Source organism: Stenotrophomonas maltophilia (assembly GCF_002799245.1).
In the GTDB taxonomy this organism is placed as follows: Bacteria; Pseudomonadota; Gammaproteobacteria; order Xanthomonadales; family Xanthomonadaceae; genus Stenotrophomonas; species Stenotrophomonas maltophilia_S.
This window is the reverse complement of record NZ_NEQV01000005.1, coordinates 240,059-254,341: the sequence shown is the minus strand read 5'-3', so window position 1 is coordinate 254,341 and position 14,283 is coordinate 240,059. Positions and strand designations below refer to the sequence as shown.

The following is a 14,283-nucleotide window of genomic DNA, read 5'->3' as shown; positions in this document are numbered from 1 at the left end:
GCCTGTTGGTCGACCCCGGAAACGCAGGTCGTGTGTAGTAGGAAAACCGCCACGCATCATTGCGCGACGGAGCTGGTACAGCACTGCTATGCGCGACCACCGCCGATGCTGCTGGCAGTGCTCCCGCGCGAACGGATCAGGCAGCCGGAACCGGAAGCAGATCCATCACTCGGGCAACGACATCATCGATGCCGATGCCTGTGGTGTCGATGAGGACAGCATCGTCTGCCGGCTTCAGGGGCGCCACGGTACGCTGAGCATCACGGGCGTCGCGGGCCATGATCTCGCGCAGGAGGTCATCAAAGTTAACAGAAACCCCCTTGTCTTTCAACTGCTTATGCCGGCGCTCGGCGCGCTCCTCGGCACTGGCGGTCAGGAAGACCTTGTAGGAGGCGTCCGGGAAGATCACCGTACCCATGTCGCGACCGTCGGCGACCAGGCCTGGCAGCTCCCTGAATGCGCGCTGGCGCTCCTTCAGGGCGGCCCGGACCTCGGGAATGGCGGCAATGGCCGAGGCCAGCGCACCGGTGGTCTCCAGGCGCAGCTCGTCGGTGGCATCGGTGCCATTGACCATGACCCGCATGGCATCGCCCTGCTCGACAAACTGAACGTGGGTGTCGAACGTACAACGGACCAGCGCCGAGGCGTCGGAGGTGTCGATGTCGGCCCAGCTTGCGGCCACGCCCACCGCCCGGTACAGCGCGCCCGAATCCAGGTAATGCCAGCCCATCCTGCGCGCGATGATGCGGCTGATGGTACCCTTGCCGGCCCCGGATGGGCCGTCGATGGTCAGGACGGGAGCGAGTGGATTCATGGGGGTCCCAGAGCGTGTGAAGAGGCCATTCTAGCCCCTGCCAGACGCCCCCAGCGGGATCTTTTGTGCAACCACTTGAAACCACGAGGAAAAGCCCGGTAGAATGGCGGGCTTGAACGAGCGTCAACTGCCGATTGTCTTTCGCATATCGCGGCCACGCTCCACCCGAACAACTACTGTTTACGCCGAGGTATGCCATGAAAGTCCTGTCCTCCCTGAAGTCGGCGAAGGCCCGTCACCGTGACTGCAAGGTCGTGCGTCGTCGTGGCAAGATCTTCGTCATCTGCAAGTCGAACCCGCGTTTCAAGGCGCGTCAGCGCTAAGCCTCACAGCCTCCCGGCTGCGGCTGGCCCTACGCGGGGCCGACCCGATGCAAGAAACCGCCTTCGGGCGGTTTTTTGTTTATGCGGCTTTTTCCCGCCGTTTTTGCTGTAATCGCCTTTCTTGACCACTGGGGAGTAGATCGAGATGAAGCGTTACCTGTCCGCCCTGGCCGTGATGGCCACCCTGGCCGCCGCCACGCCGGCACTCGCCGATACCCTGCTTGTCGACCGCGCCCGCGAGAAGCCGGCCGGTGCCCTGCCCGTGCGCGGCCAGAGCATGCAGCAGGTGCAGGCGCAGTTCGGCGCGCCCAACGAGCAGCTGCAGCCACGGGGCGGGCAGAAGCGGCAGTGGCCGACCATCAACCGCTGGGTGTACCCGCAGTTCACCGTCTACTTCGAGAAGCAGAAGGTGATCAACGTGGTGGCCAACCAGGCGGACCCGAACGAAATCGGCCCGAAACCGCCGATCCGTTGATCCCATCACCCGCCGTGGGCGGGCCTGTGTAGCGAGACCATGAACCAGACCCTTCGTTTTCCTGCCGAGTGGGAAGCCCAGAGCGGCGTCCTGATTGCCTGGCCCACCGCCGACACCGACTGGGCTGACCGCCTGGGCCAGGTGGAAGAGACCTACATCGCCCTGGTCGCGGCCATCACCCGCTTCCAGCCGGTGCTGATCTGCGTGGCCGACGATGATGTGGAGACCTATGCCGAGATGCGGCTGCGCTCCAACCGCATCGACATGGACAAGGTCCACTTCACCACGGCGGCCTACGACGATACCTGGCTGCGCGACTCCGGCCCGATCACCCTGCGCCGTGCCGACGGCGGCTTCCAGCTGCTGGATTTCCGCTTCACCGGGTGGGGCGGCAAGTTCGACGCCACCCTGGATGACCAGCTGGTGGGCGTGCTCGACCAGGCCGGCGTGTTCAACGATGCGCCGGTGCGCAGCATTCCGTTCGCGCTGGAAGGCGGCGGCATCGAGACCGACGGCGAAGGCACCCTGCTGACCACCTGGAAGTGCCTGCACGAGCGCCATCCGGATCGCGACCGCGCCAGCCTGAGCGCCGACCTGGCCGACTGGCTGCAGCAGGACCGCGTGCTGTGGCTGGACCACGGCTACCTGGAAGGCGACGACACCGACGCCCATATCGATACCCTCGCCCGCTTCGCCTCGGCTGACAGCATCGTCTACCAGGCCTGCGACGACGAGAGCGACTCGCACTACGCCGAACTGCAGGCGATGGGCAATGAGCTGGCCGCGCTGCGCACCCGGGATGGCCAGCCGTACCGCCTGTTCCCGCTGCCATGGGCACAGCCGGTGATCGACGAAGGCCGCCGCCTGGCCGCCTCGTACGCCAATTACCTGATCGTCAACGGCGCGGTGCTGATGCCGGCCTATGGCGATCCGGCCGATGACCTGGCCCGCGACGTGCTGGCACAGGCGCACCCGGGTCGCGAGATCGTGCAGGTGCCCTGCCGCTCGCTGATCTGGCAGAACGGCAGCCTGCACTGCATCACCATGCAGCTGCCGGCAGGGTTGTTGAAGGCGTAATGGATGACGCCGGGCCCTGCCCGGCGGCTCCTGTAGAGCCGAGCCCACGCTCGGCTGGCCGTTCGCACGTCCGGAGCAGAACGCAGCCGAGCATGGGTTCGGCTCTACAACACCGGCCATTCAGCACACGACACGCCGTCGCCGCCCATCCGCGCTAACATGCAGGTTTTCCCCCGCAGGAACGCCCCGCATGAACTCGCGCAGCCCCCTTACCGTCGCCCTGATCCAGGAGCGCAACCACGGTGATGCCGCCGCCAACCTGGCGGTGATCGAAGCACGCGTGGCCGAGGCGGCTGCACAGGGTGCCAAGCTGGTACTGCTGCAGGAACTGCATAACGGTCCGTACTTCTGCCAGCACGAATCGGTGGACGAGTTCGACCTGGCCGAGCCGATTCCGGGCCCGAGCACCGAGCGTCTTGGCGCGCTGGCGAAGAAGCATGGCGTGGTGCTGGTCGGCTCGCTGTTCGAGCGCCGCGCTGCCGGCCTGTACCACAACACCGCCGTGGTGTTCGAGAAGGACGGCACGCTGCTCGGCAAGTACCGCAAGATGCATATCCCGGATGACCCGGGCTTCTACGAGAAGTTCTACTTCACCCCGGGCGACATCGGCTTCACGCCGATCGATACCTCGGTGGGCCGCCTGGGCGTGCTGGTGTGCTGGGACCAGTGGTACCCGGAAGCGGCGCGCCTGATGGCGCTGGCCGGCGCCGAGCTGCTGCTGTACCCGACCGCGATCGGCTGGGACCCGGACGACGTGCAGGACGAGAAGACCCGCCAGCGCGATGCCTGGGTACTGAGCCACCGCGGCCATGCCGTGGCCAACGGCCTGCCGGTGCTGAGCTGCAACCGCGTCGGCCACGAGGCCTCGCCGCTGGGCGCGTCGGGCATCCAGTTCTGGGGCAACAGCCACGTGCTCGGCCCGCAGGGCGAGTTCCTGGCCGAAGCCGGCACCGAGGCCACCGTGCTGCTGTGCGACGTCGACCTGCAGCGCAGCGAGCATGTGCGCCGCATCTGGCCGTTCCTGCGTGATCGCCGCATCGATGCCTACGGCGACCTGCTCAAGCGCTACATCGACTGAGCCGGAGCCCGCGCATGGCCGTCCTCATCCGTGATGCCGGCCCTGCCGACATCGATGCGATCACCGCGATCTACGCGGTGGAAGTGACCGACTTCGTCAACACCTACGAGTACGACATCCCCGACACGTCGGAGATGCTGCGCCGCATGCGTGACATCATCGACCGTGGCTTCCCCTACCTGGTCGCCGAGATCGACGGCCAGGTGGCGGGCTATGCCTACGCCAACACCTACCGCACCCGCGTCGCTTACCAGTGGACCGTGGAGAACTCGGTCTACGTCGATGCCGCGTTCCAAGGCAAAGGCGTCGGCACCGGCCTCCTGCAGGCCCTGATCGATGCCTGCGTGGCACGCGGCTACCGGCAGATGGTGGCGGTGATCGGCGAACCGACCAACACCGCGTCGATCAAGCTGCACGAACGCTTCGGCTTCGAGCTGGTCGGCGTGTTCCGTGGCCTCGGCCGCAAGCATGGCCGCTGGCTGGATACCGTGCAGATGCAGCGCGCGCTCGGCGACGGCGCCGACACCGCACCTTCCAATGAATGAATCCATGACCGAAACCCTTCCCGATACCGGTGACGACCTGTTCGCCGGTCAGCCGGTGCGCGTCGTTGAACGCGACGGCGTGCGTTACACCCTGCTGGGCACCGCCCACGTCTCACGCGCCAGCGTCGAGGCCGTGGAAAAGGCCATCGACAGCGGCCGCTTCGATGCGGTGGCCGTCGAGCTGGACCCGCAGCGCCTGCAGGCGCTGAGCGACCCGGACACGCTGGCCAAGCTCGACCTGGTCGAGGTGATCCGCAAGGGCCGCGTCGCCCTGTTCGCCGCCAACCTGGCCCTGTCCGCCTACCAGCGCCGCCTGGCCGAACAGCTCGACATCGAGCCCGGTGCCGAGCTGAAGCGTGCGGTGGAGCTGGCGCGCGAACGCGACCTGCCCGTGCACCTGATCGACCGCGAGGTTGGCCTGACCTTCCGCCGTGCGTCGCAGCGGCTGGGTTTCTTCGGCAAGCTGAAACTGGTCGCCGGGCTTGGCGCCGGCCTGTTCTCGTCCGAGGAAGTGGGCGAGAACGAGATCGAGAAGCTCAAGCAGGGCGACATGCTGGAATCGAGCTTCGGTGAGTTCGCCAGCGAGAGCCCGGCGCTGTACGAGACCATCATCGGTGAGCGCGACCGTTACATGGCCACGCGCCTGCGCGAAGCGCACGACCCGCACCAGCGCGAAGTGCTGGCAGTGGTCGGTGCCGGTCACCTGGCCGGGCTGGCGCGCTACCTGGAAACCGACACCGAGGCGCCGGCGCCGCTGCGCGCAGAGCTGGAGGCTGTGCCGAAGAAGCGCAACATTCCGTGGTTCACGCTCGGCATCCTGGCGATCGTGGCGACCGGCATCGGCGTGGGCTTCTACCGCGGCGGCCTGGGCGTGGGCACCGAGCTGCTGGCGACCTGGGCGATGTATACCGGTGGCCTGGCGGGCCTGGGCTGCCTGCTGGCCGGCGGCCACCCGCTGAGCATCCTCACCGCAATCGCGGTGGCCCCGTTCAAGCCATTCCGCCTGAGCATCCCGACCGGTGCGTTCTCGGCGCTGGTGGAAGCGCGCCTGCGCAAGCCCGCCTACGAAGACTTCCTGAAGCTGCGTGACGATGCGCAGAGCCTGAAGGGCTGGTACCGCAATCGCGTTACCCGCGTGGTGCTGACCTTCATGCTGACCAATCTCGGCAGCATGCTCGGCCTGTGGCTGACCACCTTCAAGGTATGGGGCAAGGTGGCGGGCTGAGTCGCCACCTTGCAGCCGCTACACTGATTCTTTTCAGACGGAACTGGGAAATGGATGCATTCGACGCACTAATGCGGGATGGCTTCGTGGTGGTCCGCCAGGCCATCGCGCCAGGCCTGGTGGAGGACATCAACCAGCGCATCGGGCGCTTCAAGCAGCGGAACCCCAAGGCCGTTGCACGCAACCTCGACGAACACCAGCGCCTGTACCGGGTTGTCAACCTGCATCTGGTGGTCGACGCGATCACCCGCCTGCTTACTGACAACGCGGCCATCGACGTCTGTGATCGGTTCCTGGGTGAATCGACAACGCTCTATACCAGCTTGTACTACGAGCGTGGATCCGAGCAGCCCCTGCATCGCGACACGCCCGTGTTCTGCACCTCGCCGGGTGAACGCTACATGGGCGTATGGACGGCGCTGGATGCCGTCGACGACAGCAACGGTCCGCTACGGGTGGTGCCCGGCAGCCACCTGCTTCCTCCCATCGACCTTCAGGCAATGCGCCGTGAGGTATTCGGGGACGGGCCGGTAAGCCCGATGTCCGGCGAAGGCTGGGCCGCTTACCAGAACGCAGTGGCGCGCCAGTGCGAAGAAGCTGGACTGCAGGCGCAACCGGTGCATGTGGAGCCGGGTGATGTGATCGTGTGGCATCCACAACTGTTCCACGGCGGTGCCCCGCACCCCTCTGCCGGAACCCGTCGCAGCGTGGTCATGCACGTGACCCCGAAGTCGATGCCCGTGGGCCACATGGATGTTTTCTATGGGCAGACCCCGCCGTCCGCCAAAGCATCCTGGCGCTATTACCGTCGGGGCGAGCGCGAGATCGCCCGCTTTGGCCAGGTCGACTTCGGCCACGAGTACACCCGCCGCACCTGGTTCCTGCGCCGCGCCTGAAAAAAAAAGGGGGAGGCCGCCCCACTACGACCGGCCTCCCCCACACCACAACACGTTGGCGCCGCTTACGGTCGAGCAGGCTCGACCACTACAACCGGGCAGCGCCCGGCTCTCCCATCTCCAGGCCGCGCGCACGGCGGATCAACCGCGTCACGGCATTGCGCAGGTCGTCGAGCACCGCATAGATCGTCGGCAGGAACAGCAGGCTGACCACGGTCGAGAACGCCAGGCCGCCGGCAATCGCGCGCGCCATCGGCGAATACTCCGGCCCATTGCCGAACATCTGCGTATCGGTCAGCGAGATCGGCACCATCGCCAGGATCGCCGTGCCCATGGTCATCATGATCGGGCGCAGGCGTTCGCGTGAGCCTTCCACCAGCGCCTGGGTGCGGCCCATGCCACTGCGCCGCAGGTTGTTGATGTGCTCGATCATCACGATGCCGTTGTTCACCACCACGCCCATCAGCACCAGGATGCCAATGAAGGACATGATCCCGAACGAGGTGCCGGTGATCCAGAACAGCCAGAACACGCCGAAGATCGAGAACAGCACGCCGCTCATGATCGCCGCCGGGAACAGCAGCGACTCGAACACCGCCGCCATCACCACGTAGATCATCACCAGCGCGATCAGCAGGTTGAACACCATCTGCTGCATGGCCTCATCATCGTTGCCATAGTCGCCGCCGTCGAAGGTGAAGCCATAGCCGGCCGGGAAGTTCATCGGCTTGAGCACGGCTTCAATCGCCTTGCGCCCGTCCGGTGCAGTTATCTTCCCGGCCAGATTGGCCTTGATGGTCAACGTGGTCTGGCGGTTGGTGCGGCCGATCTGGGTCGCAGACGATCCCACGTCCACGGTGACCAGGCTCAGCAACGGGACGCTACGGCCATCGCCGGTACGCACGCTGAAACCAGCCAGGTCTTCCGGGCTGCTCTGCTCGGCGCCGGCAAAGCGCACCCACACCGGCACTTCATTGTCGCCACGCCGGAACTCGCGCATCGGCGCGCCGCGCAGGGCCAGCCCGACGAAGCTGGCCACCTGCTCGGCATTGAAGCCGAATGCCGCAGCACGCTCGCGGTCGACACGCACCTTCAGCTCACCGCCCTTCTCGCCGTTGTCAATGCGCACGTCACGCAGTTCGGCACGCTGCGCCAGCAACGGCACCACTTCCTGGCCGATCTCCTGCAGCATCGAGCTGGAGTCGCCCACCAGCTGCACCTGCACGCCCTGGTTGCTGCCACCACCGCCATCGCCGCCCTGGTTGCCGACGAAGTAGTCGGTGCGGGCCGACTTCGGCAGGCCCTTGCGCAGTTCCTCCTGCAGCGCCTTGATGTCCTTGGCGTACTTTTCATCCAGGGTGACCACCGTGGAGCTGCCTTCCTGCTCGCTGTACCAGGAGTACACCTGCTTCACGTGCAGGCGCTCGCGGTTCTGGTCGATCCAGTTCTCCACCCGCGCCACTTCCTCGGACATCTGCCGGTAGGTGTAGGCGCCCTTCCACATGTAGCCGATGAAGATGTCCTTGCCGCCCTCGCCACCGAACATGTCGATCTTGGTCAGCTTCATCGGCACCAGGCTGACCAGCACCACCAGCAGGATGCCGAGCAGGCTCCAGCCGCGGTGATGCAGCGACCAGTCCAGCAGCTGCGCGTAGCGCCGCTGCAGGCGCGCGATCAGGCCGGTCTGCGAGTGCACCAGCTTGGGCGTGGCCATGCGTGCGGACAACATCGGGATCAGGCTGACCGCGACCAGCCACGAGGCCAGCAGAGAGACCGAGATGGTGATCGCGATCTGCGCCATGAAGATGCTGATGTTGTTGGTCTCGCCGAACAGGTTCGGCACGAACACGATGCAATGGCACAGCGTACCCGCGCTGAGCGCGATGGCCACGTTGCGGGTGCCGATGATCGAGGCCAGCCGTGGCTGCCCCGGCATGCGCTCGCGCTCCTGGTAGATGCTTTCCACCACCACCACGGCATTGTCGACCAGCATGCCCACGGCGAGCAGCAGGCCCATCATGGTCAGGATGTTCAGCGTCACCCCGACGAAGTACATGAAGCCCAGGGTGATGGTGAAGCAGATCGGAATGGCCAGGGTCACCATCAGCGTTGACGGCCAATGGCGCAGGAAGAAGAACAGTACCGTCACCGACAGGATCAGGCCGACCGCACCGGCCTCGGCCAGCTCCAGAAGCGAGGACGTCACCGCCTTGCCCTGGTTGTCGATCACCTTGATCTGCACGTCACGCATCGACGGCTGCGCGCGGATCGCCTCGACTTCGGCCAGCGCAGCACGCGAGACGTCCACCAGATTGGCACTGCGCTCCTTGAAGATATCCAGGCCCACCGCCGGGTTCCCGTCCAGGCGGCGCCCGTAGTTCATCCGCGCCGGCTTCAGGCGGACATCGGCGATGTCGCCCAGACGCAGGCCCTTGGCGTTGATCACCAGGTCGCGCATTTCCTGCAGGTCGGTGATCTCGCCCACCGGCTGCACGCGCACGCGCTGGCCGTTGTCGTCGATCTGCCCGGCCGAAATCGAGAAGTTCAGCGTGCGCAGGCGCTCGCTCAGCTCGTTGATGCTCAGTCCGTGCGCGTTGAGCCGGTTCGGATCGATGGCGATCTCCACCTCGTTCGGCGGCGCGCCGGTGATGTCGACCCGGGCCACGCCGGGGATACGCTCGATGCGCCGCTTGAACTCGCGGTCAAGCATGTCATAGGCAGTGGTCAGATCGGTGGTGCTGGCCAGTCGCACCTTCAACACGGGCTGGTCACTGCTGGACCACTTGAACACGTTGTAGCGCTGCAGGTCGTCGGGCAGATCGCTGCGGATCGCGTCGATACGCTCGCGCGCGTCTGACGCGGCAATCGCAATGTCGCGGTCCCAGTCGCTGAACTCGATGTAGATCAGCGCCGCCTCGGAGGTTGCCGACGAGCGCATGCGCTTGATGCCGGTCATCGTCGCCAGCGATTCCTCGACCGGACGGATGATGGTCCGCTCCACTTCCTCCGGGGTCGAGCCGGTGTACGGAATCTGCACGAACAGGAACGGCGCGGAGATGTCCGGCAGCGCCTCCAGCGGCAGCCGGAACGAAGCGATCAGGCCGATCACCACCAGCGACACGAAGCACATGATGGTGGTGACCGGGCGGCGGATGGAGAACTCGGCAACGCTCATGCCGGTTCCTCCACGCCCGCCGTGTTGCCTTCATCGCCGCGCAGGCCTTCACCGGCATGCTTGCGGCCGCGCTCGCGGTAGTAGGCGTCGCCACGACGATCCATCAGGTCGTACACCACCGGGATCACCAGCAGGGTCAGCAGGGTCGACACCAGCAGGCCACCGATCACGGTGATCGCCATCGGCGCGCGCACTTCGGCGCCCTCGCCCATCGCCACCGCCAGCGGCAGGAAGCCGAACAGCGTGCACAGCGTGGTCATGATGATCGGCCGCAGGCGTGAGCGCGCACCTTCCACCAGTGCCTCATGCTTGGCCACGCCGGCCTCGCGCAGCTGGTTGACCTTGTCGATCAGGATGATCGCGTTCTTGGTGACCAGGCCGACCAGCAGGATCAGGCCGATGAACACCACCACGGAGATGGGCTTGCCGGTCAGCATCAGCGCCAGGATCGCACCGACCAGCGCCAGCGGGATGGTGAACAGGATCACGAACGGGTGCAGCAGCGATTCGAACTGCGAGGCCATCACCAGGTAGACCAGGAAGATCGCCAGGCCGAAGGCGAAGATCAGCGACTTCGCCGCCTGCGCCAGCTCCTCGCCCTGGCCGCCGATGTGCAGGCCCACGCCTGCGCCCAGCGGCTGCTCGGCGACCATCTGCTGAACCTCGCGCATGGCCGCGCCGAGATCGATGTCGCGCAGATTGGCCGACACCACGGCGACCCGGGTCTGGTCGGCACGATGGATCTCGCTGGGGCCGGTGGTGGCGACCACCTCGGCCACCGAGTCCAGCGTCACCGGGCGGGTGCTGCCCGGGTTGACGATCAGGCGGCGGATGCTCTCCACGCTGGCGCGGTCGCCCTCCTGGGCCCGCACCAGCACGTCGATCTTGCGATCACGGAAGCTGTAGCGGGTGGCCACGTCGCCACGCACCTTCTTCACCACGACGTCGGCGATCTGGCGGGTGGTCAGGCCCAGCGCACCGGCGCGCTCCTGGTCGAAGCGGATCTGGATTTCCGGGAACCCCTCTTCCACCGTCGACTTCACATCGGCGTAGTGCGCATTGCCGCGCAGCATCGCCGCCAGGCGCTGGCCGGCCACTTCCAGAGTGGCCATGTCCTGCCCGCGCAGTTCGATTTCCAGCGGCGTGGAGAAGCTGAACAACGCCGGCCGCGCGAAGTCGACCTGGGCCCCCGGATGCTGGCTCATGGTGCCGCGCAGGCGCTCGGTGATCGCCGCTTCCGTGCGCGCGTTGCCACCGCCTTCCATCACCACGGTCAGCTTGCCGATGTTCTCGCCGCTTTCGGTCGGGCTGGCATCCAGCCGGGTGCCGCTGCCACTGACGCCATACAGCGAGGCCACGCCCTCGCCCTTGCCGTGCGCCAGCTGCAGCTCGCGCACCAGCGCATCGGTCTGCTTCAGCGGCGTACCGGCCGGCAGCTTCACCGTCATCTCAAAGCGGTCCTGCGCCAGCTGCGGGATCAGGTCAGCGCCGAGCATCGGTACCAGCGCCATGGTCGCCACGAAGATGATGGCCGCCACGCCCAGCACCTTGCCGGGATGCGCCAGCGCGCTCGGCAGCAGCCGCAGGTAGCCACGCTCGGCACCGGCATAGGGCTTCATCGCCAGGTCGCTGGCCTTGCGCATGACCGGGCCGATCACCGCCACCACCCCACGCCACAGGCGCACCACAAGCCAGGCCAGCGCATAGAAGCTCCAGCGCACGCTGGCGACCACGCCACGGCGGCCCAGCGCAACCGGCTTCTGCCAGCGCTTCTGCGGCTGCCACGCTTCGTTCGGTGCCTCTTCCGGGAACGCCAGCGGCGGCCGCCCCTTCAGCGAGCTCAACATCGGGATCAGGGTCATCGACACCAGCAACGAGATTGCGATGGCGATCGCCACGGTCAGCGCCTGGTCGCGGAACAGCTGCCCGGCGATGCCGTCGACGAACACCAGCGGCAGGAACACGGCGATGGTGGTCAGGGTCGAGGCGACCACGGCCATGCTCACTTCGCGGGTGCCGGCAATTGCCGCCTGCAGGATGCCCAGGCCGCGCTCACGGGCCTTGGCGATGCTCTCCAGCACCACGATCGAATCATCCACCACCAGGCCGGTGGCCAATGCCAGGCCGCCCAGCGACATCACGTTCAAGCTCAGGCCGAGCTGGCCCATGAAGAAGAACGTGGCGATGATCGAGACCGGCAGCGACAGGCTGATCACGAACGTGCTCCAGCCATCGCGCAGGAACAGGAAGATGATCAGGATCGCCAGCAGGCCACCGATCACGGCATCCTTCTTGACGTCGGCGATGGCGTGCTCGATGAAGCGCGACTGGTCCTCGATGGTGGTCAGCTCGACGTCCGACGGGAACGTGCCCTTGATCTGCTCCAGGCGCTTGCGCAGCGCTTCGGCGGTGGACACGGTGTTGGCGTCGCCTTCCTTGTAGATGGCCAGCTCGACCGATTCCTTGCCGCCCAGGCGGATGATCGCTTCACGCTCCTTGTAGCCCTGGCGCACGGTGGCCACGTCCTTCAGGCGTACCGGCACGCCGTTGGCGACGACGCTGGAACCACCACCGGACGATGCGCTCTGTGCCGCCGACGCCGCCGCGATGGCCGCCGCCGAACCGGTCGACGCCGCGATGTTGAACATCTGCTGCAGCGCCGAATCGGCCGCGCTGCCATTGGCAGCCTGGGTGGTAACCAGCAGGTTGCGGATTTCCTCCAGGTCGGCGAACTGGTTGACGGTACGCACCAGGAAGCGCTGCGAGCCCTCCTCCAGGCGGCCGCCGGAAATGTTGATGTTCTCGTCCTTCAGGCGCTTGATGACGGTGTCGATCGGCAGGTTCAGCTGCGCCAGCTTCTGCTGGTCGATGTCGACCTGGATCTCGTCCTCCAGGCCACCGCCGACCTTGACTGCGGCCACGCCGGTGACCGGCTCCAGCTTCTTCTTGAGGTCTTCATCGGCATAGCGGCGCAGGCCGGTCAGCTCGCGCACCGCATCGGCATCGCTGGTCGGCGCCGCCTTGTTCGACAGCACCAGGCGCATGATCGGCTCGGTGGACGGATTGAAGCGCAGCAGCACCGGGGCCTTGGCCTCCAGCGGCAGGTTCAGCGCTTCCATCTTGTCGCGCACCTCCAGGCTGGCCTGGTCCATGTTGGTGCCCCAGGCGAACTCCAGCACCACATCGCTCTGGCCGGTACGCGAAACCGACTTCAGCTTGCGCAGGTTCTTGACCACGCCGACCGCTTCTTCGACCGGCTGGGTGATCAGGGTTTCGATTTCGGTCGGCGCCGCACCGGTGTATTCGGTGCGCACGGTCAGCGTCGGGTAGCTCAGGTCGGGCAGCAGGTTGACCTTGAGGTTGCCCAGCGCGATCAGGCCGAACAGCAGCAGCGTGACCGTGCACATGGCGATGGTCACGCGGCGGCGGGTGGCGAATTCCACCAGGCCGCCGCGCATGCCGGCGGCGGCGCCGTCGCTCGCCGGCGAGGCACCGTGGTCGTGGCCCGGGGCGGTCATTGCTTGCTCCCGGCCTTGTCTGCCGGCTTGGCGGCCGCTGCGACCGTCTTCGCCTTCGGGTCGGCAATCACCTGCACCGTGGTGCCGTCGCGCAGGGCGACCTTGCCGGCGGTGACCACCTGATCACCGGCCGCCAGGCCATCACGGATCTCCACCCACGGGCCCTCGGCGTAACCCAGCTTGACCGGAACGCGTGCGACCTTGCCTTCGCGCACGCGGAACACCGCCGGCTCACCGTCGTCGAGCAGCGCCAGGCGCGGCACCACCAGCGCATCGGCACGCTGGTCGTAATCGATGCGGATGCGCCCGAACATGCCGGGCTGCAGCGCGTGCGCGGCGCCATCGAAGGCGCTGACGACGCGAAACGTGCCACTGCCCGAGTCCACCACCGGCGCGATGCGGTCGACGGTGCCGCTGAAGCTCTGGCCCGGCAGCGCATCGGCGGCCAGCGTCACGGGCTGGCCGGCACGCAGGGTGGCCAGCTCACGCTCGGGTACGTTGAGGGTGGCTTCCAGCCGCGAATTGTCGACGATGCGGAAGATCGGCGTGTTGATCTGCACGAAGTTGCCGGTCTTGATCGAACGCGAGGCGATCACACCGGAGATCGGCGCCACCACCGTGGTGTAGGACAGCTCGAGCGTGGCCAGGCGGTACTGCGCGCGGATGTTTTCCAGGTCGTAGCGCAGCTGGTCGACATCGGCGGCGCTGACCATCTGCTGGCCGACCAGCTTCTGTGCGCGCTGGTAGTTGTTTTCCAGCTTGCGCATTTGCGCTTCGCTCTGTGCCACGGCCAGGCGAGCGCGGTCCGGGTCCAGCCGCACCAGCGGCTGGCCGGCCGTAACCCGCTGCCCTTCCTCGACCAGCACCGCCAGTGCTACGCCGGAGGTCTTGGCGACCACCTGCGATTCGGCGCGCGGCTCCAGTGCGGCGGTGCCGGTATAGCTGGCCGCGACGGCACGATGGCTGGCCACCGCCACTTCGACCGGGACCGCGTCGACCTTCTTCTCCTCCTTGGTCTCGGCAGCCTTGGCTTCGGAATTGGGCCCTGCGGCGCAACCGCCCAGCAGCAGGGAGGTGGAGATCAGCAGTGCGGCAGCGCAGATTCCGCTGCGACGGCCGGACAGGAGGATTGGGTGCGACATCGTCAGGTCCCTGGA

General features: G+C 66.6%; 11 protein-coding genes. 7 read left to right on the top strand and 4 right to left on the bottom strand.

Translation table 11 applies throughout. The features are described 5' to 3' along the window. Positions 1–136: 136 nt before the first annotated feature. The gene (cmk, locus tag B9Y64_RS16105) at positions 137–814 is read right to left on the bottom strand and encodes a (d)CMP kinase (RefSeq protein WP_014036894.1); all 678 of its coding nucleotides are present in this window, start codon (positions 812–814) and stop codon (positions 137–139) included. Positions 815–1,011: 197 nt separating this feature from the next. On the opposite strand from cmk, the gene ykgO reads away from it, so the two are divergent. From ykgO to B9Y64_RS16070, 7 genes are all read left to right on the top strand, one after another. Further along, on the top strand, positions 1,012–1,137 hold the full coding sequence (ykgO, locus tag B9Y64_RS16100) for a type B 50S ribosomal protein L36 (protein ID WP_005409283.1): 126 nt from the start codon (positions 1,012–1,014) through the stop codon (positions 1,135–1,137). A 175-nt stretch (positions 1,138–1,312) separates the two neighbouring features. After that, positions 1,313–1,612, top strand: a complete 300-nt coding sequence (locus B9Y64_RS16095; RefSeq protein WP_406752860.1) for a hypothetical protein — start codon at positions 1,313–1,315, stop codon at positions 1,610–1,612. A 39-nt stretch (positions 1,613–1,651) separates the two neighbouring features. Continuing rightward, the gene (locus B9Y64_RS16090; protein ID WP_100441567.1) at positions 1,652–2,689 is read left to right on the top strand and encodes an agmatine deiminase family protein; all 1,038 of its coding nucleotides are present in this window, start codon (positions 1,652–1,654) and stop codon (positions 2,687–2,689) included. Positions 2,690–2,879: 190 nt separating this feature from the next. After that, complete coding sequence (locus tag B9Y64_RS16085) at positions 2,880–3,767, top strand: carbon-nitrogen hydrolase (RefSeq protein ID WP_008267821.1); 888 nt, start codon at positions 2,880–2,882, stop codon at positions 3,765–3,767. 14 nt (positions 3,768–3,781) lie between these two features. Continuing rightward, positions 3,782–4,312, top strand: coding sequence for a GNAT family N-acetyltransferase (locus B9Y64_RS16080; RefSeq protein WP_100441566.1), 531 nt, complete (start codon positions 3,782–3,784; stop codon positions 4,310–4,312). Between the two features lie 4 nt (positions 4,313–4,316). Continuing rightward, the gene (locus tag B9Y64_RS16075) at positions 4,317–5,537 is read left to right on the top strand and encodes a TraB/GumN family protein (protein ID WP_100441565.1); all 1,221 of its coding nucleotides are present in this window, start codon (positions 4,317–4,319) and stop codon (positions 5,535–5,537) included. A gap of 50 nt (positions 5,538–5,587) precedes the next feature. Continuing rightward, positions 5,588–6,433, top strand: a complete 846-nt coding sequence (locus B9Y64_RS16070) for a phytanoyl-CoA dioxygenase family protein (RefSeq protein ID WP_100441564.1) — start codon at positions 5,588–5,590, stop codon at positions 6,431–6,433. A gap of 88 nt (positions 6,434–6,521) precedes the next feature. On the opposite strand, the gene B9Y64_RS16065 is transcribed toward B9Y64_RS16070, so the two are convergent. Genes B9Y64_RS16065 through B9Y64_RS16055 form a run of 3 tightly spaced genes read right to left on the bottom strand, consistent with a single transcriptional unit; the run spans position 6,522 to position 14,268 of the window. After that, positions 6,522–9,608, bottom strand: a complete 3,087-nt coding sequence (locus B9Y64_RS16065) for an efflux RND transporter permease subunit (RefSeq protein ID WP_100441563.1) — start codon at positions 9,606–9,608, stop codon at positions 6,522–6,524. Then, a complete protein-coding gene (locus B9Y64_RS16060; protein WP_100441562.1) occupies positions 9,605–13,126 on the bottom strand; it encodes an efflux RND transporter permease subunit in 3,522 nt (1,173 codons plus the stop codon). Before B9Y64_RS16060 ends, B9Y64_RS16065 begins: the two co-directional genes overlap by 4 nt. Further along, positions 13,123–14,268 (bottom strand): efflux RND transporter periplasmic adaptor subunit, encoded by a 1,146-nt coding sequence (locus B9Y64_RS16055; protein ID WP_162292380.1) that lies wholly within the window; start codon positions 14,266–14,268, stop codon positions 13,123–13,125. Before B9Y64_RS16055 ends, B9Y64_RS16060 begins: the two co-directional genes overlap by 4 nt. Positions 14,269–14,283 lie beyond the last annotated feature (15 nt).